The 21,344-nt window shown below is 68.0% G+C and carries 21 protein-coding genes; 10 read left to right on the top strand and 11 right to left on the bottom strand.

The features are described from left to right. A partial coding sequence (locus KHC19_RS16405; RefSeq protein ID WP_213353464.1) for a hypothetical protein occupies positions 1-190 on the top strand: 190 nt, incomplete at its 5' end. 388 nt (positions 191-578) lie between these two features. On the opposite strand, the gene KHC19_RS16410 is transcribed toward KHC19_RS16405, so the two are convergent. Genes KHC19_RS16410 through KHC19_RS16430 form a run of 5 tightly spaced genes read right to left on the bottom strand, consistent with a single transcriptional unit; the run spans position 579 to position 4,669 of the window. After that, a complete protein-coding gene (locus KHC19_RS16410; RefSeq protein ID WP_213353465.1) occupies positions 579-1,427 on the bottom strand; it encodes an NAD-dependent epimerase/dehydratase family protein in 849 nt (282 codons plus the stop codon). Continuing rightward, a complete protein-coding gene (locus KHC19_RS16415) occupies positions 1,424-2,320 on the bottom strand; it encodes an SMP-30/gluconolactonase/LRE family protein (protein WP_213353466.1) in 897 nt (298 codons plus the stop codon). Before KHC19_RS16415 ends, KHC19_RS16410 begins: the two co-directional genes overlap by 4 nt. Before the next feature lie 9 nt (positions 2,321-2,329). After that, the gene (gene kduD / locus KHC19_RS16420) at positions 2,330-3,088 is read right to left on the bottom strand and encodes a 2-dehydro-3-deoxy-D-gluconate 5-dehydrogenase KduD (RefSeq protein WP_213353494.1); all 759 of its coding nucleotides are present in this window, start codon (positions 3,086-3,088) and stop codon (positions 2,330-2,332) included. A gap of 17 nt (positions 3,089-3,105) precedes the next feature. After that, positions 3,106-3,945, bottom strand: a complete 840-nt coding sequence (gene kduI, locus KHC19_RS16425) for a 5-dehydro-4-deoxy-D-glucuronate isomerase (RefSeq protein WP_213353467.1) — start codon at positions 3,943-3,945, stop codon at positions 3,106-3,108. A gap of 46 nt (positions 3,946-3,991) precedes the next feature. Beyond that, a complete protein-coding gene (locus KHC19_RS16430) occupies positions 3,992-4,669 on the bottom strand; it encodes a GntR family transcriptional regulator (protein ID WP_213353468.1) in 678 nt (225 codons plus the stop codon). 104 nt (positions 4,670-4,773) lie between these two features. Between KHC19_RS16430 and KHC19_RS16435 the strand changes: the two genes are divergently transcribed. The 4 genes from KHC19_RS16435 to KHC19_RS16450 all read left to right on the top strand — a co-directional run bounded on the left by KHC19_RS16435 (position 4,774) and on the right by KHC19_RS16450 (position 8,532). Continuing rightward, positions 4,774-5,568: a 2-keto-4-pentenoate hydratase gene (locus KHC19_RS16435; RefSeq protein WP_213353469.1), complete on the top strand. Its 795-nt coding sequence runs from the start codon at positions 4,774-4,776 to the stop codon at positions 5,566-5,568. A gap of 80 nt (positions 5,569-5,648) precedes the next feature. Continuing rightward, positions 5,649-6,635, top strand: coding sequence for a TRAP transporter substrate-binding protein (locus KHC19_RS16440; RefSeq protein ID WP_213353470.1), 987 nt, complete (start codon positions 5,649-5,651; stop codon positions 6,633-6,635). A gap of 98 nt (positions 6,636-6,733) precedes the next feature. Beyond that, positions 6,734-7,252: a TRAP transporter small permease gene (locus KHC19_RS16445; RefSeq protein WP_213353471.1), complete on the top strand. Its 519-nt coding sequence runs from the start codon at positions 6,734-6,736 to the stop codon at positions 7,250-7,252. Beyond that, complete coding sequence (locus tag KHC19_RS16450; RefSeq protein WP_213353472.1) at positions 7,252-8,532, top strand: TRAP transporter large permease; 1,281 nt, start codon at positions 7,252-7,254, stop codon at positions 8,530-8,532. Before KHC19_RS16445 ends, KHC19_RS16450 begins: the two co-directional genes overlap by 1 nt. 24 nt (positions 8,533-8,556) lie before the next feature. On the opposite strand, the gene KHC19_RS16455 is transcribed toward KHC19_RS16450, so the two are convergent. Beyond that, positions 8,557-9,174, bottom strand: a complete 618-nt coding sequence (locus KHC19_RS16455; RefSeq protein WP_213353473.1) for a TetR/AcrR family transcriptional regulator — start codon at positions 9,172-9,174, stop codon at positions 8,557-8,559. Positions 9,175-9,328: 154 nt separating this feature from the next. Then, positions 9,329-10,513, bottom strand: a complete 1,185-nt coding sequence (locus KHC19_RS16460; protein ID WP_213353474.1) for an MFS transporter — start codon at positions 10,511-10,513, stop codon at positions 9,329-9,331. 134 nt (positions 10,514-10,647) lie between these two features. Between KHC19_RS16460 and KHC19_RS16465 the strand changes: the two genes are divergently transcribed. Beyond that, on the top strand, positions 10,648-11,547 hold the full coding sequence (locus KHC19_RS16465; RefSeq protein ID WP_213353475.1) for a LysR family transcriptional regulator: 900 nt from the start codon (positions 10,648-10,650) through the stop codon (positions 11,545-11,547). A gap of 30 nt (positions 11,548-11,577) precedes the next feature. Here KHC19_RS16465 and KHC19_RS16470 read toward each other — a convergent pair whose 3' ends face one another. After that, the gene (locus tag KHC19_RS16470; RefSeq protein ID WP_213353476.1) at positions 11,578-12,432 is read right to left on the bottom strand and encodes an SDR family oxidoreductase; all 855 of its coding nucleotides are present in this window, start codon (positions 12,430-12,432) and stop codon (positions 11,578-11,580) included. A gap of 179 nt (positions 12,433-12,611) precedes the next feature. On the opposite strand from KHC19_RS16470, the gene KHC19_RS16475 reads away from it, so the two are divergent. Beyond that, positions 12,612-13,028: a winged helix-turn-helix transcriptional regulator gene (locus tag KHC19_RS16475; protein WP_213353477.1), complete on the top strand. Its 417-nt coding sequence runs from the start codon at positions 12,612-12,614 to the stop codon at positions 13,026-13,028. Here the strand turns inward: KHC19_RS16475 and selD are convergent. From selD to KHC19_RS16490, 3 genes are all read right to left on the bottom strand, one after another. Further along, positions 12,965-14,035 (bottom strand): selenide, water dikinase SelD, encoded by a 1,071-nt coding sequence (gene selD, locus KHC19_RS16480; protein ID WP_213353478.1) that lies wholly within the window; start codon positions 14,033-14,035, stop codon positions 12,965-12,967. The genes KHC19_RS16475 and selD overlap by 64 nt on opposite strands. A 241-nt stretch (positions 14,036-14,276) precedes the next feature. Beyond that, entirely contained in the window at positions 14,277-15,425 is a 1,149-nt protein-coding gene (locus KHC19_RS16485; RefSeq protein WP_213353479.1) for a transglutaminase-like domain-containing protein, read from the bottom strand. After that, on the bottom strand, positions 15,422-16,240 hold the full coding sequence (locus KHC19_RS16490; protein WP_246549034.1) for a TlpA family protein disulfide reductase: 819 nt from the start codon (positions 16,238-16,240) through the stop codon (positions 15,422-15,424). Before KHC19_RS16490 ends, KHC19_RS16485 begins: the two co-directional genes overlap by 4 nt. A gap of 62 nt (positions 16,241-16,302) precedes the next feature. On the opposite strand from KHC19_RS16490, the gene fdnG reads away from it, so the two are divergent. Genes fdnG through KHC19_RS16505 form a run of 3 tightly spaced genes read left to right on the top strand, consistent with a single transcriptional unit; the run spans position 16,303 to position 21,129 of the window. Beyond that, positions 16,303-19,389 carry a formate dehydrogenase-N subunit alpha gene (fdnG, locus tag KHC19_RS16495; RefSeq protein WP_213353480.1) on the top strand — a complete coding sequence of 1,029 codons (3,087 nt, stop codon included), beginning with the start codon at positions 16,303-16,305 and terminating at the stop codon, positions 19,387-19,389. Positions 19,390-19,402: 13 nt separating this feature from the next. Beyond that, the gene (gene fdxH, locus KHC19_RS16500; RefSeq protein ID WP_213353481.1) at positions 19,403-20,392 is read left to right on the top strand and encodes a formate dehydrogenase subunit beta; all 990 of its coding nucleotides are present in this window, start codon (positions 19,403-19,405) and stop codon (positions 20,390-20,392) included. Further along, positions 20,389-21,129 (top strand): formate dehydrogenase subunit gamma, encoded by a 741-nt coding sequence (locus KHC19_RS16505; RefSeq protein ID WP_213353482.1) that lies wholly within the window; start codon positions 20,389-20,391, stop codon positions 21,127-21,129. The genes fdxH and KHC19_RS16505 overlap by 4 nt, the downstream gene beginning before the upstream one ends. Positions 21,130-21,344 lie beyond the last annotated feature (215 nt).

Genomic DNA, 21,344 nt, shown 5'->3' on the forward strand with positions numbered 1-21,344 from the left:
CTGCTTCACAACCCAAAAAGAACCCCACCGATCAGAAATGACCGGCGGGGTTCTTGCTGTTCAAACCCTCGAAAGCCGATCCCAAACCCCGTCGCGAAGAACCGCAACGGTCTCCCACGCGGAAAACACCTCGCGCGAGAACCTGTCGCCGGCCGAACACCCCGGGATCCGCCAATGCGAAGGCGCGTGACGCCGGCCTCCACGGTCGCACCGCGTGCCGCGTGCCGCGATCGTGCAGCCGGCCGAACGGGGCAGGAGAGGGGGACCATCAACCGCCCAACACGCTCAACGCGCGTCGCCGCCAGCTACCCGAGAACCTCGACGGCCCGTCCCCAACTCAGCTGTTGGACGCGGTCCGGTGCGGTTCCATGAACCGCTACGGTAGCTCGCGCGACGACGACCGGCAGCGACCTCGATCACGGCCGATCAACCGTATGGAAGCAACGCGCCGGCGGCTCCTGCCGCCAGCACGTCATACCTGTCGGACCGGGAATAGCTGAGCTCACCCACACGGCCAGAGGCGTCCGAGCGAGGATCCTCGGCGCCGCCGATGCTCACCGCTTCGAAACAACGCCGGCTCACGATCCCCGAACCGACATCCGCCACGCGAACAGTTCCTCCGGCGGGAACTCTTGCCGGTCATAGCCCAGCGCGCAGAACGTCCCGCCCTGGTAGCGCGCCGAGATCGGGTCGCCCTCCGCCGCCCCCGCAATAACCTCCCCGGCATAGGCTTCCGCATCGTCCCCAGGCCCGCCCCCGAGCGCCTCGTGATCCACCCACCAGCGCCGCGCGTTTCCCGACACTCCCCAGGCGATTCGGCAGCCGAGATCTTCCGAAAGTCCGGCTTCGATGAGCCGGAACAGATCTCCAAAACTGAGCCATGTCGACAGATGCCGAAGCTCCTTCGGGCGCTCCTCGCAACTCCCGATCCGTATCGACAAGCTCTCGACGCCATGCTTGTCCCAATAGAGCCGCGCCAGCAATTCGCCATAAGCCTTGCTGAGACCGTAATAGCCATCGGGCCGCAAATCGCAGTCTTCGTCCAGCATGACGCCGCGGCGATGAAAGCCGATCGCATGGTTCGACGAGGCAAAGATCACCCGCGCCCGGCAGGCCCGCGCCAGATCGAAGACATGATGCACCCCGAGGATATTCGGCCCGAGCAATGCTTCGAAATCCCGCTCGGTGGAAGCCGCACCGAAATGCAGGATCGCCGTGAACTCGCTGCCGAGCCGCATCACCGCCTCGCGATCCGCGAGATCCGCGGCGATGAAACGGGTATGCTCCGGTAGATCATAAGCCGGCTCGACGATGTCCGTCAGGACCAGTGGCCGGTCGGGGCGAGCCAGGTGCTGCGCCAGCAGGCGCCCCAGGCCGCCGGAGGCGCCGGTCAGCAGGATAGGAAGCGGAGCAGCCGGTTCGGTCATGGCAGATCCTCGAACAAGGCGACCGGCACGCCGGTGGCGCCGACATCGATGGCGATCAGGCCGCCGGAGGCCGGGGCTGCGGCGAGCTGCCGTTCCGACAAGCCCTTGCGCAGGCTGGTGAGATAGAGCGTGGCGAGACCGGGGCCGGCAAAGCAGGGCATGGTCGGCGCCGGAACCGGCAAGGCATGGCGTGCGACCAGCCGGCCGTCGGCATCGAAACCGTTCAGGCAGCCGGCGGAGACGCCGCAGCTCCAATAGAGACCGTCGATGTCGCAGGCGCCGCCATCCGGCCGCCCTTCGGCTTCGGAGAGTTCCCGCAGGCGGCGGCGATTCGACAGAGTGCCGTCGGCGGCATCGAAGTCCCAACGGTCGATCCAGGGGCCGCGGGAATCGCTGTGGAACAGGGTGCGGCCATCGCCGCTCCACGCCAGGCCGTTGGAAACCTTGAGCCCCTCGATCCTGCGCTCGACTCGGCCATCCGCGCTCACGCGGTAGAGGCAGGCGTCCGGCCGCTGCCGGTCGGGCGGCACGTCGTGCATGGAGCCGACCCAGAAGGCGCCGTCCGGCCCGACCTTGCCGTCATTGAGCCGGAACTCGGGGAAGCGCGGTTCCACCTCGGCGAGCAGGGCATGATGGCCGCTCTCCGGCTCGAAGAGCCGCACGGTGCCGCCGACCGCCACCACCAGCCGGCCGGAACGGGCGAGGCCGAGGCTGCCGACCGGCGCGTCGAAATTCCAGCGATCCATGCCGCCGTCCGCGACCTTCAGCCGGAACACCGTTCCGGCGGGAATGTCGACCCAGTACAGGGCGCCGCGTGCGGCATCCCAGAGAGGGGATTCGCCGATCTCGCAGCCACTGTCGACGATCAGTCGCGCCTGTATCTGCTCGTCCATCGGCCCCTCTCAGCGTGCGAGCCAGCCACCGTCGACCGGCACCACCGTACCCGTAACATAGGAGGAGCCGGGCGCGGCCAGGAACAGCAGCGCGGTCTTGAGATCGTCGGGCAGCCCCCATCGGCCGGCGGGGATCCGGTCGAGAATTTGCCGGCTACGTACCGGATCGGCGCGCAGCGGCGCGGTGTTGTCGGTTTCGATATAGCCGGGGGCGATGGCGTTCACGGTGATGCGCTTGCCGGCCAGTTCGTTCGCCATCAGCCGCGTCAGGCCGAGCACGCCGTGCTTGCTGGCGGTGTAGGACGGCACGCGGATGCCGCCCTGGAAGGAGAGCAGCGAGGCGATGTTGACGATCCGGCCTTCGACGCCGCGGGCGATCCAGTCCCGTGCGGCGGCCTGCGACAGGAAGAACAGGCTCTTGAGGTTGATCGCCATCACCGCATCCCAGTCGGCCTCGGTGAAGTCGACGAGGTCGGCCCGGCGGATGATGCCGGCATTGTTGACGAGGATGTCCGGTGCGCCGAACCGGTCGGCGGCGTCCGCCAGCAGCGCCGCGAAATCGCCGCCGGCCTCCAGGTCGCGGATGATCTCGTGGAAGCGCACGCCGTGGGCTTCCACCGCGGCGCGGGTCTCCGGCATGGTGCGCGAGCCGAGGCCGACCACATCGGCGCCCGCCTGCGCCAGCGTCTCGGCGAGGGCGGCGCCGATGCCGGTGCGGGCGCCGGTCACCAGCGCGGTCTTGCCGGTGAGGTCGAACAGGCCGGCCACGCTCTGCGCCGCCCGGCTCACCTCAGCTCTCCCATCGGCACGAAATCCATGTCGGCGAAGGACTGGTTGTCGCCGGCCATCGCCCAGATGAAGGCATAGGAGCCGGTGCCGGCGCCGGAATGGATCGACCAGGGCGGCGAGAGCACCGCCTGTTCGTTGCGCACCACGAGGTGCCGCGTTTCCTCGGGCCGGCCCATCAGATGCAGCACGAAGGCATCCTGCGGCACCTCGAAGTAGAAATAGGATTCCATGCGCCGGTCATGGGTATGGGCGGGCATGGTGTTCCACACGCTGCCGCCTTCCAGCCGCGTCAGCCCCATCACGATCTGGCAGGTCGGCAACACGCCGGGATGCAGATATTTGAAGATGGTGCGCTTGTTGGAGGTCTCCAGCGCCCCGAGCGGCTGCGGCGAGGCCTCCGTCTGGCGCACCACCCGGCTGGGGTGGCGCTGATGCGCGGGAGCGGAATTAGCGTAGAGCCGACCCGGCCGGGCGGGATCGAGGTTCTCGAACGTCACCTCCCGGCTGCCCATGCCGAGATAGAGCGCCTCCTGCGGCGCGACGACGAAGCTCTCGCCATCGGCGGTGACCTTCAGCGGCCCGGTGCCGACATTGATGCCGCCGAGCTCGCGCCGCTCGAGGAAGAAGTCGTTGCCCGCCACCTTGGCGAGCGCGGCGTCGAAGCCGAGAGGCGCCGCCGCCGGGGCGATGCCGAGCACCATCATGCGGTCGTAATGGGTGTAGGTGGCGCGCACGCGGCCGGTCTCGAACACGGTGTCGATGAGGAAATGCCGGCGCAGGCCGGCGGTATCGAGGGCCTCGGCCTGGTCCGGGTGGACGGCGTGGCGGATATCCATGGGCTCTCTCCCTGTGGTCGGCCGTTGGCCGGCCCTGTCGGATGGGTCAGATGAACAGGTCGGAATGGGCGGAGCGCACCTGCGGCAGGGCTTTCAGGATCTCCGACAGATGCGTCTTCAGCTCCGCCTCGGCGCGGTCGGGGTCGCGGGCATCGATGCCGGCGAGAATGGCGCGGTGCTGCTCGACAAGGCGCGGCAGCGCCGTCTCCGAGGGCAGGGTGAGGTGGCACACCCGGTCCATATGCGCCTTGATGTCGTCGATCACCGACCAGGCGGTCGGGCAGCCGGCGCCCTCCGCGAGGGCGGCGTGGAAGCGCTCGTCGGCGCGCTGGAATTCGTAATGGGCGCCGGCCTCGGCCGCCACCGCCTGCGCGTCGAGATAGAAGTCGATGCGGGTGCGGATGCGGGCATCGAAGCGCTCGCAGGCGCGCCGCACGATGCCGACCTCCAGCGTCTCGCGGATGAAGCGGGCTTCCAGCATGCGGTCGAGCGAGATCTTGACGACGAAGGTGCCCCGGCGCGGCAGGATCTCGACAAGGCCGGCACGGGCCAGCGCGATGAAGGCTTCGCGAACCGGCTGGCGCGAGACCTGGTAGCGCTCGGCGATCTCCTGCTCGGACAGCGGGGAGCCGGGCAATATCTCCAGCGTGATGATGGCCTTGCGGATTTCGCGCTCGATACGGCGTGCGCTCGATTCCGCGACCTCACCAGTCTCCACGTTCACCGCGCCGCGCTCCCATATCCGTTTCGATTGCTGCTTGACCTTCTACCATACTAGAGGCAGTATCTACCATACCAAAAACGAAAAACCGGCCGAAGGAGATGCAAATGCCCAGCACGGCAGAGGAATTTGTCGGCGCCCGGCGCGAGGCGCGTCCCCTGGCCGATTTTCCCGGCACGCTGCCCGCCGGCCTCGACGAGGCCTATGCGGTGCAGGAAGAGGTGCTGAGGCTGACGCCGCGTCGTCTCGCCGGCTGGAAGGTCGCGGGCATCCCGCCGGCGTTCCGCGCGCGCTACGACGCGCCGCGTCTGGTCGGGCCGGTCTTCGCCGATGTGGTGCAGGACGTGGCCGATGGCGGCCGCGTCGATGTCTTCGTCTATGAAGGGGGCTTTGCCGCCGTGGAGGCGGAGTTCGTGGTGCGGCTCACCGCCGATGCACCGGAGGGGCCGGTGGCGGCGGCGGAGATTCCGGCCTTCGCGACGCTGCATGTCGGCTCGGAGATCGCCTCGAGCCCGCTGGCCAGCATCAACGATCTCGGCCCCGGGGCGGTCATCGCCGATCACGGCAACAATGCCGGCGCCATCGTCGGGCCGGCGATCGCGCCGGCGGCCTTCGGCGACTGGGAGGCGCTGGTCTCCCGCACGCTGATCGGCGGCGAGCTGGCGGGGCAGGGCACGGCCGCCCGCGTGGCCGGCGGCCCCTTTGAATCCGTCGCCTTCCTCATCGCCCAGCTGGCCGGCCGCGGCCGGCGGCTGCGGGCCGGCGACATCGTGCTGACCGGCATGACCACCGGCGTGCACGATGTGCGCATCGGCGAGGAGGCCCGCATCGAGTTTCCCGGCGTCGGCGGCTTCGGCCTCCGCGTCAAGGCCCGCACGGCGGAGCGTTCCGCCGCGGCGTGACCGACAGGCCGCCCGCCCGGCGGCACAAGACCAATGACGGCAGGCAAATGCCGCATGTGATCCTAGGAGAGGACAACGCCATGAATCTCGCACGCATGTTCTGCGTCGCCACTGCCCTCGCGCTCGGAACCGCCACGCTGGCGCCCCTCGGCGCGCAGGCGCAGACGGTGCTGCGTTCCGCCGACATCCATCCCGACGGCTACCCCACCGTCGACGCGGTCAAATATATGGGTGAGCTGGTCAAGCAGCGCACCAATGGCCGGCTCGACATCCAGGTGTTCAACAACGCGGCGCTCGGCAGCGAGAAGGACACCATCGAGCAGACCCGCTTCGGCGTCATCGACATGAACCGCGTCAACACCGCGCCGTTCAACAATCTGGTGCCGCAGACCCAGGTGCTCGGCCTGCCCTTCCTGTTCCGCTCCGTCGATCACATGCACAAGGTGGTGGACGGGCCGATCGGCGACGAGATCCTGGCCGCCTTCGAGCCGCACGGCCTGGTCGGCCTCGCCTTCTACGATTCCGGCGCCCGCAGCTTCTACACCACCAAGAAGCCGATCAAGGCGGTGGGCGACCTCAAGGGCATGAAGATCCGCGTGCAGCAGTCGGATCTGTGGATCGCGATGATGAAGGCCTTCGGCGCCAATGCGACGCCGATGCCGTTCGGCGAGGTCTATTCCTCGCTGGAGACCGGCGTGGTCGACGGTGCCGAGAACAACTGGCCGTCCTATGAATCCTCCCGCCACTTCGAGGTGGCGAAGAACTACACGCTGACCGAGCATTCGCTGGCGCCCGAGGCGCTGGTGATCTCCAAGGTCAGCTGGGACAAGCTGTCGCCGGAGGACCAGAAGATCGTCCGCCAGGCCGCCAAGGATTCGGTCGGCAAGATGCGCGAGCTGTGGCTGGCCCGCGAGAAGGCCTCGGAAGCGAAGGTCCGCAACGCCGGGGTGAAGGTGTTCACCGTCGACAAGACGCCGTTCATCGAGGCCATGAAGCCGGTCTACGAGACCTTCGTCACAGATCCGAAGATGAAGGATCTGGTGACCCGCATCCAGGCCGTCCAGTGAACGCGCCGATCAGCCCGGCCAAGGCCGGGTGGCCCGCTTCCGCCGATGCGGCGGAGCGGGCCGGAGCGCCCGCGGGCGCAGGGGAAACCGGAGGCACGATGCAGGCTCTTCGCGTGGTCCGCCGGGTGCTGGGAGTGCTGTCGACGATCGCGCTGTGGATCGCCGGCATCCTTCTGGTGATCATGACCGCGGTGGTCGGCTGGCAGGTGTTCGGCCGCTATGTGCTGAACGACACGCCCAACTGGTCAGAGCCGCTGGCGCTGCAGTTCATGAGCTGGTTCATCCTGCTCGGCGCCGCGGTCGGGGTGCGCGACAGCGTGCATCTGGGGCTGGACCTCTTCCACCACATCTCGCCGCCCTGGGCGCAGCGGACGATGGACCTGGTCAGCCTCGCGCTGGTGGCCGCCTTCGGCATCGCCATGGCCTGGTACGGCGCCAAGCTCGCCATCGGTACCTGGACGGCAACCATTCCCGTTCTCGGCTGGCCGGGCGGCGTGGACTTCTTCCCGCTGGTGCTCGGCGGCATCCTCATCGCGCTGTTCGCGGCCGAACGCTTCGTCGACACGCTCATCGGCGTCGAGATCGCCGCCGATACCGCGACCCCGGAGTTGGTGTGATGGCGCATCTCGTCCTGTTCGGCTCGTTCATCGTGCTGATGGCGATCGGCACCCCCATCGCCTTCTGCCTCGGCATCGCTTCGCTGGCGACCGTGCTCTATCTCGGCCTGCCGCCCATCGTGGTGTTCCAGCAGCTCAATTCCGGCATCAACGTCTTCGCGATGATGGCGATCCCGTTCTTCATCTTCGCCGGCGACCTCATGGTGCGCGGCGGCATCGCGCTGCGGCTCATCCGCTTCGCCGCCGGGCTGGTCGGGCATCTGCGCGGCGGCCTCGGGCAGGTGAACATCGTCGCCTCGACGCTGTTCGGCGGCATTTCCGGCTCGGCGGTGGCGGACGCCTCGGCGGTGGGCGGGCTGATGATCCCGCAAATGGCCAAGCGCGGCTACGACCGCGACTATGCGGTGAACGTCACCGTCAACGCGGCGATCATCGCGCTGATGATCCCGCCCTCGCACAACATGATCCTCTATTCCATCGCGGCGGGCGGCAACGTCTCGGTGGCGGACCTGTTCACCGCCGGCATCGTGCCGGGGCTGCTGCTGGCGCTGTCGCTGATGGTCACCGCCTGGTGGGTGGCCAAGCGCCGCGGCTATCCGTCCGAGCCGTTCCCCGGCTTCGGCAAGCTGGGCTTCTACCTGCTCTCCTCGGTGCCGGGCCTGCTGCTCATCGCCATCATCTTCGGCGGCGTGCGCTCGGGGGTGTTCACCGCCACCGAGAGCTCCTGCATCGCGGTGCTCTATGCCCTGCTGGTGGCGGTGCTGGTCTATCGCGAGCTCGACTGGTCGGGCTTCGTCGAGGCGACGCTCGGCGCCGTCCGCACCACCGCCATGGTGCTGCTGGTCATCGGCGCGGCGGCTTCCTTCGGCTGGCTGATGGCCTATCTGCAGGTGCAGCAGTCGACGATCCAGCTGATCCGGTCGGTCTCCGAAGATCCGATCATGGTGCTGCTGCTGATCAACCTCGTGCTGCTGTTCCTCGGCACCTTCATGGACATGGCGCCGATGATCATCATCTGCACGCCGGTGCTGCTGCCGGTGGTGAAGGCGTTCGGCATCGACCCCGTGCATTTCGGCGTGGTGATGATCCTCAATGCCGGCATCGGGCTGAACACGCCGCCGGTGGGAACGGTGCTGTTCGTCGGCTGCGCGGTGGGCGGCATCACCATACGCGAGGCGATGCGCACCATCTGGCCGTTCTTCGGGGCCAGCGTCGCCGTGCTGCTGCTGGTCACCTATGTGCCGGGGCTGTCGCTCTGGCTGCCGGCGCTGTTCCGCTGACGGCCCGGGACATGGCGGGGCCGCCTATTCGGCGGCCTCGCCCGGCTGCGTGTGGGCGCCGGCGGTGCAGTGCTCCTCGATCACGTGCCGCCGCAGCGAATCGCGCACCGAGGACAGGATTTCCTCGGAGAGGGCCGGATCGGTCGAGGACAGGCCGCGGGCCAGGGTGATGGCCCCGACCATGGACGCCATCAGCGTGATCGAATCGGCATGCCGTTCCTCCGGCGTGCCGCCCGGCGGCAGCAATTCGGCGATGCGGCCCAGCTGATGGCGCAGGCCGTCGGCATATTGCGTCTGCACATGTTCCGGCTGGCGGGCGATCTCGGCGCCGAAGGCCGACATCGGGCAGCCCCTGGACGGCTCGTCGCGGTGGCGCACCGAGACATAGCGCTCGATGATCGACCACAGGCTGGAGATCTCGTTCCACTTGGCGCGGCTTTTCAGGAAGGCGTCGCGGCAGGCCTCCTCGGCCAGATGCGCCTTGGAGCGGAAATGGCCGTAGAAGGCGCCATGAGTCAGCCCGCTCGCCTGCATGATCTCGGCGACGCCGACGTCGCCGAAGCCACGCTCCCGAAACAGCCGCGAGGCCGTGTCGAGGATGGTGCGCCGATGCTCGGCGACCTTTTCCCGGGTAACACGCACTTTCTCATCACCTCCGTCGGGTGCACCGACCCCGCCCGGTTCCGCCCATTCCCTCTGTAAACACCATTTTTTATTCATGATGCAAATCAGAGATAGCGGAGCGAGGGCGTTTTGATCGGCGGCGTGCCTGCCCGGAGCGCCGGCTGCGCCGGCCTCAGGCCGCCTGCGCGGCGGCCGGCACGGCACGCCGGTCGAGCACACCACTCCATATGGTGAGGCCGAGGGCGATCGCCACCAGCGCAGCGCCGACATAGGGCGTCGCCTCCAGGCCCAGGGGCGAGGCGACCACCCGGCCGCCCATCCAGGCACCGAGCGCGATGCCGAGATTGAAGGCCGCGATGTTCAGCGCCGAGGCGACGTCCACGGCGCCGGGCCGGTGCCGGCGGGCGAGCTCGACCACGTAGATCTGTAGCCCCGGCACATTGGCGAAGGAGAGGAAGCCCAGCACGACGAGGGTGGCGAGCGCCGGCAGCGGCGTGGACATGGTGAGGCCGAACAGCGCCAGCACCAGCGCCTGCGCCAGGAACAGCCGTGTCAGCGCCTTCACCGGATCACGGTCGGCGATGCGTCCGCCGATGAGGTTGCCGGCGGCGATGGCGGCGCCGTAGAGCACCAGGATCAGGCTGACGGCGCCGGCGTCGAAGCCGGTGATCTGCTCCAGGATCGCCGCCAGATAGGTGAAGGCGACGAAGGTGCCGCCATAGCCGAGCGCGGTCATGGCGAAGACGAGGAGCAGGCGGCCGCTCGACAGCACCTTCCACTGGTCGGCGAGCCGCGTCGGCGCCGGCCGCGAAAGCCGCGCGGGCAGCAGTACGGCGATGGCGAGGAAGGCCACCGCGCCGAGCGCGGCGACGCCGGCAAAGGTGGCGCGCCAGCCGAAATGCTGGCCGATGAAGGTGCCGAGCGGCACGCCGGTGACGATGGCCACCGTCAGCCCCATGAACATGAGGGCGATGGCGGAGGCGCGGCGGTCCGGCGCCACCAGATCGGCGGCGATGGTGGCACCGACCGAGAAGAACACGCCATGGGCGAAGGCGGAGATCACCCGGGCCACCAGCAGGCCGGCATAGTCCGGGCTCAGCGCCGCACCGGCATTGCCGGCGATGAACAGCGCCATCAGCCCGAGCAGCAGCGGCTTGCGCGGCACGCGGCCGGTGAGGGCGGTGAGGATCGGGGCGCCGAAGGTGACGCCGAGCGCGTAGACGGAAACGATCAGTCCGGCGAGCGGCAGGTCGATATCGAGATCGGCGGCGACGGTCGGCAGCAGGCCGACGATGACGAATTCCGTGGTGCCGATGGCATAGGCCGCCACGGTGAGGGCGAAGAGGGCGATGGGCATGGTTGGCTCCGGCCGCGGCGAGGCGCCGCGCGAAAGGATCGTGGGTTGCCGGAACTATGGGGCGCGCCTTTCCTCTTGTTTATTCCAAGATCGTGATCAAGATCTGTGAAGCTTGTTCACGAATGGGGGCGGCCATGGACAACCGTGCCGGCGAGATGCAGGTGCTCGTCGAGGTCGCCGATCGCGGCAGCTTCTCCGCCGCCGGGCGGTCGTTGCGGCTGTCGCCCTCGGCGGTCTCGAAGATGGTGGCCCGCATCGAGGCCCGTCTCGGCGTGCGGCTGCTGGTGCGCTCCACCCGGGCGCTGGTGCTCACCCCCGAGGGGGAGGCTTATGTGGCGCGTGCCCGCATTATCCTCGCCGGCATCGAGGAGGCCGAGCGCCAGGTGGCGGGAGGCGCCGCCGCCGAGCCGCGCGGAAGGCTGCGCGTCTCCGCCTCGGTGGCGTTCGGCGAGCACTATCTGGTGCCGCTGATACCGCAGTTCCTGGCGCGCTATCCGCGGGTCTCGCTCGACCTGTCGCTGACCGACAGCGTCATCGACCTGCTCGGCGAGCGGACCGATCTCGCCATCCGCATCGGGCCGTTGCGCGATTCATCCCTGAAGGCGCGGCGGCTGTCGGAAAGCCGGCGGGTGATCGTCGGCGCGCCGGCCTATCTGGAACGGCATGGCGTGCCGGCGACGCCCGACGATCTGGAGGGCCACAACTGCCTGCGCTTCAATTTCCGCCGCAGCATGGATGACTGGCCGTTCCGCGACCCGGCGACGGGTGCATCCTTCACCCGCAGCGTCGGCGGCAATTTCGAGGGCAATAGCGGCGCCACGGTGCGGCGGCTGGCGCTGGAGGGGCTGGGTCTTGCCCGCATCGGCGCCTTCCACATCCATGCCGATATCGAAGCCGGCGCGCTGGTGCCGGTGCTGGAGGACTACAATGCCGGCGATATCGAGCAGATGAGCGCGGTCTATGTCGGCCACGCCCATCTCGATGCCCGCATCCGCGCCTTCGTCGATTTCCTCGCCGAGCGGATCAGGGGGTGAACGGCGGGCCGAAGCCCGCCGCGGCCGAGATCAGGCGAACGCCTTGAGATAGGCACGGGCGCTGGTGGAGGGACGGCCGGCGAGCCGCTCGACATCGCCGGAGGTCGCGGCATATTCGCCCGCGCCGAGCGCGGCGTAGAAGCTGGCCACCCCGGTCGCCACCCATTCCGGCAGGCCCATGGCGCGGAACTGCTCCTCGAAGGCGGAGACGGGCACCTCGAGCGCCCTGATCTCCCTGCCCGTCAGCTCGGAGAGGATCGCCGCGAGCTCGACCGCGCTCCAGGCCTCGCCGCCGGCGATCTCATAGACCTTGTTCTCGTGGCCGGCGCCGATGACCGCGCCGACGATCGAATCCGCCACGTCCTCGTGCGAGACATAGGCGACCTTGGCGTCGATGCTGGGGAAGGGCAGCACGCCGCCCGCCTTGGCGTTGGCGAACAGCGCGTCATTGTTCGACCAGTAGGAATTGTCGCGCAGGATGGTCCAGGCGAGGCCGGAGGCCTTCAGTTCCGCCTCGGTCGCCTCATGCGCCTTCGCCCAGTCGAAGCGGCTGGCGCTCACCGGGTTGGTGGCGCTGGTGTAGACGAGGCGCGCCACCCCGGCCGCCTTGGCGGCGTCGATGGCGCGATGATGCTGCGCGGTGCGGATGTCGTTGGTGCCGGCCCCGGAGATGAGCACGACGGTCTCGGCGCCGGCGAAGGCGGCCTTGAGGCTGGCCGGGTCGTCATAGTCGGCGGCGACCACCTCGAAGCCCTCGGCCTTGCGGGCGGCGAGCTTCTCCGGCGAGCGGACGGCGAGGCGGACCTTGCCGGCGAGGCCCTTGGCCTTGAAGGCATCGGCGAGGGTGGTGCCGAGCTTGCCGCTGGCGGCGGTGATGACGATCATGATGCACGGTCCCTGCATGGACGCCGGAGGGCGATGGCGCCGACGGGCTGTCCTTGGTTACGGAATGAGAGTAACATGCGCTTCTGCATCAAAGGCGCAAGAAGGCATCTTGCCGTGCCTCGGTATGCCGGCAGTAACCAATGGCGCGGGGTCTCGCGTGCCGCCGAAGGGAGCAGGGGATGGCTGGAATGATGAAGGCGGAATGGCTGGCGCTCGGCGATGCCTGCCCGGTGCGGCTGCTGCTCGACCGCATCGGCGATCGCTGGAGCGTGCTGGTGTTGACCGAACTCGACCCCGGCGTGCGGCGGTTTTCCGAACTGCGCCGCTCGATCCCGGACATCTCGCAGCGCATGCTGACCCAGACGCTGCGCTCGCTGGAAACCGACGGCTTCATCTCGCGCACGGTGTTCCCCACCGTGCCGCCGCGCGTCGACTACGAGCTGACCGATCTTGGCCGCTCGCTGATGGTGCCGCTCGGTGGCCTCATCGATTGGGTGAAGGCCAACGACGCCACGGTGCGCGGCGCGCGCCGTCAGCCGACCACGATGCCGGGCGAACCCGCTTCCAGCCGGCCGACGATGGCCGCCGCCGGATAGCCGGCGCCGCGGATCTCGGCGGCAAGGGCGTCGGCCGCTTCCGGCGCCACCGCGATCAGCAGGCCGCCCGAGGTCTGCGGGTCGGTGAGGAGATGACGCCGCCAGTCGGGAAAGCCCTCCGGCAGGGTCACGCCCTCGCCATAGCTCGCCCAGTTGCGGTGCGAGGCGCCGGTGACGAAGCCCTGGCGCGCCAGCGTCTCCGCCTGTCCCAGCACCGGCAGCGCGTCCGCGTCGAGGCGGAGTGCGAGGCCGGAGCCGCGCGCCACTTCCAGCCCGTGGCCGAGAATGCCGAAGCCGGTGACGTCGGTGACGGCGTGCACCTCGCTCCGCTTGCCGAGCGCGGCGCCGATGCGGTTGAGCCTGGTCATCGAGGCGATCATCTCCGCATAGGCTTCCCTCCCCAGCGCTTCCTTCTTGAACGCCGCCGAATAGAGCCCGACGCCGAGCGCCTTGGTGAGGATCAGCACGTCGCCGGCCCGTGCGGTGCTGTTGCGGCGGATCTCGTCGGGCCGGGCGGTGCCGATCACCGCCAGGCCGTAGATCGGCTCGGGCGAGTCGATGGAATGGCCGCCGGCGACGGGGATGCCGGCCTCGGCGGCGATGGCCTGCCCGCCGCGCAGGATGTCGCGCACCATCGGGGTCGGCAGCTTGCCGAGCGGCATGCCGAGGATGGCCAACGCCAGCAAGGGCTTGCCGCCCATGGCGTAGACGTCGGAAATGGCGTTGGTGGCGGCGATGCGGCCGAATTCATAGGGATCGTCCACCATCGGCATGAAGAAGTCGGTGGTGGCGATCAGGCAGGTTTCGTCGTCGAGCTGGTAGACGGCCGCGTCGTCGCCGGTCTCGGTGCCGACCAGCAGCTTTTCGAACGGCCCGCCCGGCGCCTGCTCGGACAGGAGCTCGCGCAGCACCGAGGGCGCGAGCTTGCAGCCGCAGCCGCCGCCATGGGCGAGGCTGGTGAGGCGGAACGGGGCCTCGGCGGACGGAATGGCAGGCGTGTCGAGCATGGTGAACTCTCCCTTTTCTTAACCTCTCCCCGCCGGGGGAGGTCGCCGCGCAGCGGCGGGTGAGGGGGGACGCGGCTGGGAAGCGTTGCATTTGCAGATGGACGTCATGCCCGGCCTTGTGTTGGGGCATCCACGTCTTCTTCCGCTCCGATGAACATTCGCTCTTTGGATGGGGGCGGCAAAAGGCGTGGATGGCCGGGACACGCCCGGCCATGACGTCGCGCGGAGGGCGGCGGTCTTTCTACGCCGAGATCTCGCTGGCCTTGATGGTGTATTTGAAGGCGTCCGGGTCGAGGCAGTCCTGGCGCAGGCTGGCCACCTCCGCCTGCGGATACATCAGGAAGCCGAGCTTGGGTCCGCTGGAGCCCGGCAGGGCGATGTCGTGGCCGTCATTATAGGCCAGCCAGTTGCCTTCCCAGGCGCCGAACAGCGCCTTGCGCGCGGCCACCACCTTGGCGTCGTCGATCGCGTTCTTCCCCGGCGGTTCCTCCAGCACCACCTTGCGCACGTCGGCGGGGTCGACGCCGACCCAGCCGAAGCCTTCCAGCCACACTTCGGCGCGGCAGTGCTGCGCCTTGGAGATCACCGGGGAATTGGCGCCGAGGCTCTTGTAGCCGAAGGCCGAGGGCGCCACGCGGATGCCGTAGAGATCGCGCGCCGGGAGGCCGGCGGCGCGGGACAGCCCGACGAACAGCGCGTTGAGGTCGGCGCATTTGCCGCCGAGATTGCCGCTCGCCAGCAGCGAGGCGATGTCGCCGGTGCCGCAGCCGCGGGTGGCGGCGTTGCGATAGGTGTTCTCCACCACCCATTCATAGATGGCACGGGCCTTCTCGACGTCGGTGGTCTTGCCGGCGACGATCTTGTCCGAGGTCTGCTTGACGAGGCCGTCGGTCGGGATGAGGTCGGTGGCCTTGAGGAACAGCGCCCGGTCCTGCGCCGACAGCGGCGCGGCGCTGCCGGGCGTGGAGAGGTCCGTCGCGCGGTCGCGGGTGGCGAATGTCGAGGTGATCTCCACCTGCGGCTTGTCCTCGCCCTCGGCCCAGGTGAGGTGCAGCAGCTTCGCCCCGTAATGCGGGTCCTGCACCACCTCGGCGGTCCTGGCATTGGTCTTCCAGGTGCTTTCGCCGGGCTTGAACCAGTCCTCGGCGGCGTAGGAAGGCAGCGGCACCCAGGCCTGAACCGGAGATTTCTGCGCCGGGCCGGCCTTGCCTTCCAGCGGCGCGACGTCGAGCGTCGTCACCACCTCGAAGCTGCGCCAGTTGCCGGGCTTCGGGGCGAAGGTCGCGGCCGCCGCCGGGGTGGCGGCCGCCTGCGCCAGGGCGGAATGGGGAAGGGCGGCGGCGGCCGCGAAGGCGGCGCCGGCTTTCAACAGGTCGCGACGGCTTGTCATTGTTGGTTGCTCCCGGAGTTGTCGGACAAGGCAGGCAGGGGCGCGGCCGCGCCGGGCGGCGCATCGGCGAAGAGGGCGTCGAGCGCCGCATGGGTGCGGGCGTCGTCCCAATCGACCGGGCCGGCGGCTTCGTTGCGCAGGGTGTGATCGGCGCCGAGCAGGTAGCTCGTCGGCAGCACGGCGACCTTCCAGGCCTTCATGGCGGCGCGGTCGTCGTCGACCAGCACCGGGAAGGGCAGGGTTTCATCGCCGAAGGCGCGCGCCAGGAAGCGACGGATGCGGATGGCCGGCTCGCCGACATCGACCGCGAGAATCACCGGGCGACGCGCGTCCGGCCGTTCGGCGAGGCGTCCGGCCAACCGATCGAGGCCCGCCATCTCCTCCCGGCAGGGCTCGCACCATGTCGCAAAGAAGTGAAGGACGACCGGCCGACCTTGCAGTGCGGCAAGGCTCTGCGGGCCGTGATCGAGCGAGGAAAGCGCCAGCGGCGGCAGCGCCGCGCCGGGCGCAAAGGCGGGCTCGGCCCGAAGCGGCGCGGCAGCGTCGAGGGAAAGTGACGCTACGGCAAGCATCAGGGCCGGCAAGGGAGAGTTGGCGGGGCCCCGGCACGCGGGAGCCGAACGAGCGAGCACGCCACAATCCTGCCGATAGTCGGGGCGTCCCGTCAATCGCCCGTCCGCCGGGGAGCGGGCGATGCTGCGGTGCGGTAGTGTGATTGCGAAATCGCACGACGGAAATGTCTGGAACAGCAGACTTTTTCCGTCCGGGTCGACTTTAGATGATTTGACATTGGAGTAGCTAAAAAATAGCGTCATTCAATCGGAATACCCTATCGGGAGATAGGGGAGACGGCCCTCCAAGCCGGGAGAACATTGCGATGAACATGGAGCTCTCGCGTCGCGCATTCCTGCGCACGTCGGGTGCAGGGTTAGCAGGGACGACGCTCGGGGCCTTCGGCTTCGGCGAGGCGGAGGCGGCGGTAGCCGCCCATGTCAAGCCGTTCCATTTGGCCAACACGGTCGAGGCCCGCAACACCTGCACCTATTGCTCGGTCGCCTGCGGCATCATCATCTTTGCGAAGGGCGACCTTCGGAAGGGCGAGAAGGCCGACATCGTCCATATCGAGGGCGATGCCGATCACCCCACCAATCGCGGCACGCTGTGCCCGAAGGGCGCGGCGCTCCTTAACATCGTGAAGTCCGAGACGCGCCTCACCCAGCCGATGGTGCGCAAGCCGGGTTCCGACAAGTTCGAGCCGATCTCCTGGGATGCGGCGCTCGATAAGATCGCCCGCGCCATGAAGGACGATCGCGACGCCAACTTCATCGCCAAGAACAAGGACGGTGTCACCGTCAACCGGTGGCTGACCACCGGCTTCCTGGCGGCGTCGGCGACGACCAACGAAACCGCGTTCGCCACCTACAAGGTGGTGCGCTCGACCGGCATGGTGGCTTTCGACAACCAGGCGCGCGTCTGACACGGCCCGACGGTGGCGAGTCTCGCCCCAACATTCGGCCGTGGCGCAATGACCAATTCGTGGACCGACATTCGGAACACGGATCTCGTCGTGATCATGGGCGGCAATGCCGCCGAGGCGCATCCGTGCGGATTCAAGTGGGTCACCGAGGCGAAGGCCAACCGTGGCGCCAAGCTGATCGTCATCGACCCGCGCTATAACCGCTCGGCGTCGGTCGCGGACTATTACGCGCCGATCCGCCAGGGATCGGACATCGCCTTCCTGATGGGCCTGATCAACTGGTGCATCCAGAACGACAAGGTCCAGTGGGACTACACCAAGGCGTTCACCAACGCGTCCTTCGTCGTGAAGGAGGGCTTCGCCTATCAGGACGGCCTGTTCACCGGCTATGACGAGGAAAAGCGCGACTACAACCGCGACAGCTGGGACTACGAGATCGGGCCGGACGGCTATGCGGTGGTCGACGAGACGCTGCAGCATCCGCGCTGCGTGTGGAACCTCCTGAAGCAGCACGTCGCCGTCTACACGCCGGAGATGGTGGAGCGCATCTGCGGCACGCCGAAGGACAAGTTCCTGCACATCGCGCAGATGATCGGCGAGTGCTCCTCGCCGACCAAGACCATGACGTCGATGTATGCGCTCGGCTGGACCCAGCATTCCAAGGGTTCGCAGAACATCCGCGGCATGGCGATGCTGCAGCTCATCCTCGGCAATATCGGGGTGCGCGGCGGTGGCATGAACGCGCTGCGCGGCCACTCCAACATCCAGGGGCTGACCGATATCGGGCTGATGAGCAATCTCCTGCCCGGCTATCTCAACATCGCCACCGACAAGGAAGTGGACTTCGCCACCTACATGTCGACGCGCGGCTTCAAGCCGCTGCGGCCGAACCAGATGAGCTACTGGCAGAACTACAAGAAGTTCTTCGTCAGCTTCATGAAGTCCATGTACGGCTCCGCCGCCACGGTGGAGAACGACTGGGCCTATGACTACCTGCCCAAGCTCGACGTGGCCGGCTACGACGTCCTGCGCATCTTCGAGATGATGAAGCAGGGGAAGGTGAACATCTATTTCTGCCAGGGGTTCAACCCGCTGCAGGCCTTCCCCAACAAGGGCAAGCTCGCCGAGGCGCTGGCCAAGCTCAAGCTGCTCGTCATCATGGATCCGCTCCAGACCGAGACGGCCCGCTTCTGGGAAGACCACGGCATCTACAACAAGGCCGATCCCGCCTCGATCAAGACCGAGGTGATCCAGCTGCCGTCGACCTGCTTCGCGGAGGACGAGGGCTCGCTGGTCAATTCCGGCCGCTGGCTGCAATGGCACTGGCCGGGCGGCTCGCCTCCGGGCGAGGCCAAGCACGACACCTGGATCATGGCGCAGATCCATCTGCGGCTGAAGGAGTTGTACGCCAAGGAGGGCGGCGCCTTCCCCGATCCGATCGTCAATCTCAACTGGGCCTACAAGGATCCGGGCGAGCCGACGCCGGAGGAGCTCGCCAGGGAGATGAACGGCTCGGCGCTGGTCGACGTGTTCGATCCCAATGATCCGAGCAAGAAGATCCTGGAGGCGGGCAAGCAGCTTTCCGGCTTCGGGCTCTATCGCGACGACGGCACCACCGCCGGCGGCTGCTGGATCTATTCCGGCTGCTGGACGGAGGCGGGCAACATGATGGCGCGCCGCGACAATTCCGACCCGGACGAGACCGGCGCCTATCTGAAATGGTCCTTCGCCTGGCCGGCGAACCGACGCATCCTCTACAACCGCGCCTCCTGCGACCTCGACGGCAAGCCGTGGGATCCCTCGCGCAAGCTGATCGAGTGGGACGGCGCGAAATGGTCCGGCTACGACGTGCCGGACATCGCGCCCACCGCCAAGCCGCGCGAGGTCGGCCCGTTCATCATGAACCCGGAGGGCTCATCGCGCCTCTTCGTGCGCAAGATGATGCGCGACGGGCCGTTCCCGGTGCATTACGAGCCGTTCGAGAGCCCGGTCGCCAACGCGATCGCGCCCAAGGTGCGCGGCAACCCGGTGGCGCGCGTGTTCGCCGACGACTGGAAGCAGTTCGCCGACATCGGCGATCCCAACTTCCCCTATGCCGGCACCTCCTACCGCCTTACCGAGCACTTCCACTACTGGACCAAGAACAACCACGTGAACTCGGTGCTGCAGCCGCAGCAATTCGTCGAGATCTCGGAGGAGCTTGCCAAGGAGAAGGGCATCGTCAAGGGCGGCTGGGTGCGGGTGTGGTCGAAGCGCGGCGAGATCCTCGCCATCGCGGTGGTCACCAAGCGCATCAAGCCGCTGAAGGTCGACGGCAAGACGGTGCATGTGGTCGGCGTGCCCATCCACTGGGGCTTCGTCGGCGCCGCCCGCAAGGGCTTCCCGGCGAACGTGCTCACGCCCTTCGTCGGCGACGCCAATATCGAGACGCCGGAATTCAAGGCGTTCATGGTCAATATCGAGCCCTCCACCGGGCCGGTGGCGTAGGGAGGCGGCGCGCATGTTTCCCCCAATTCCCAACCCGTCCGTCGACCCGGCCGCGGCGACCCCGCGCTTCGGCGAGAAGGACATCATGCGCCGCTCGGCTTCCACGGTGGAGCCGCCGGCGCAGCGGCTCACCGAGGTGGCGAAGCTCATCGACGTGACCAAGTGCATCGGCTGCAAGGCCTGCCAGGCCGCGTGCCTGGAATGGAACCAGCTCACCGAGGAGGTCGGCATCAACCACGGGGTCTACGACAACCCCATGGACCTGACCGAGAACACCTTCACGCTGATGCGCTTCACCGAGTGGGTGAATCCCGAGACCGAGAATCTCGAATGGCTCATCCGCAAGGATGGCTGCATGCATTGCGAGGATCCGGGCTGCCTCAAGGCCTGCCCGTCTCCCGGCGCCATCGTGCAGTATTCGAACGGCATCGTCGATTTCCAGCACGAGAACTGCATCGGCTGCGGCTACTGCATCAAGGGCTGCCCGTTCAACATCCCGCGCATCTCCAAGGTCGATCACACCGCCTACAAGTGCACGCTGTGCTCGGACCGCGTCGCGGTCGGCCAGGGCCCGGCCTGCCAGAAGGCGTGCCCGACCCAGGCCATCGTCTTCGGCACCAAGGAGGAGATGAAGGGCTGGGCGGATTTCCGCATCAAGGACCTGAAGTCGCGCGGCTTCGAGAATGCCGGCCTCTATGATCCGCAGGGCGTCGGCGGCACCCATGTCATGTATGTGCTGCACCATGCCGACCAGCCGTCGATCTATGCGAACCTGCCGGACAATCCGCGCATCTCGCCGATCGTCGAGACCTGGAAGGGCATCACCAAATATATGGGCATGGCCCTGATGGGCGTGGCGGCGGCGGCCGGCGTGCTGCACTACCTCGTCGCCGGTCCCAACAAGGTGACGGAAGAGGACGAGGAGAACGCCGAGAAGCTCGCCGGCGCCGCCGACTTGCCGCCTCCGGCCGGCCCGGCGGGCAGTGAGGGGAGGCCGACATGAGCGCGCACGACCCGAAAACGCCGGTGCCGACGCCGGCCGACGACGTGCAGTCGGGCGATGCGGTGCATCCCGGCCACCCGGTGACGGTGGACCGCTACACCGTCGCCGCGCGCATCAACCACTGGATCACCGCCGTCAGCCTGGTGCTGCTGGCGCTGTCCGGCCTTGCTTTGTTCACGCCCCGGCTGTTCTTCCTCACCGGCCTGTTCGGCGGCGGGCAGATGACGCGTATCCTGCATCCGTGGATCGGCGTGGTGCTGTTCTGCTCCTTCGCCCTGCTGTTCGTGCGGTTCTGGCGCGCCAACCTGCCCAAGCGCGTCGACGCCGAATGGCTGGCGCATTCGAGCGACCTGCTGGCCGGCCGCGAGGAGAAGATGCCGGAGGTCGGCAAATACAATGCCGGCCAGAAATTCGTGTTCTGGTCGATGTCGGCGCTGATCCTGGTGCTCATCACCTCGGGCATCGTGATGTGGGACCAGTATTTTTACCCCTACACCACCATCGAGCAGAAGCGCATCGCCATCCTCGTGCATTCGGCGACGGCGATCTTCGCCATCTGCGTGTGGATCGTGCATGTCTATGCCGCGATCTGGGTCAAAGGCACGTTCAGCGCCATGACGCGCGGCAACGTCACCGGGGGCTGGGCGTGGCGGCATCACCGCAAATGGCTGCGCGAGCTGGTGGGCAAGCCGGGTTCGGCCCCCACGGGCCGCGGCACCCATACGCCGGCGGAGTGAGGCCGGAAGCCTCCCTCTCCCCGCGGGGGAGAGGGGTGGGGTGAGGGGGAGCAAGGCTCCAAGGCTCCGCAATCGCGTCCCCCCTCACCGACCGGCTTCGCCGGCCACCTCTCCCCGCCGGGGAGAGGGTAAGAAAGTGGCCGCTCTCGCCTCACTTCGGCCGGAGCGGCAATCGAGAGGAACCACCGCGCCCCTCGGTGGTTCCTAGTGAAACC

This window comes from Ancylobacter oerskovii (genome assembly GCF_018390555.1).
GTDB classification, from domain to species: Bacteria; Pseudomonadota; Alphaproteobacteria; order Rhizobiales; family Xanthobacteraceae; genus Ancylobacter; species Ancylobacter oerskovii.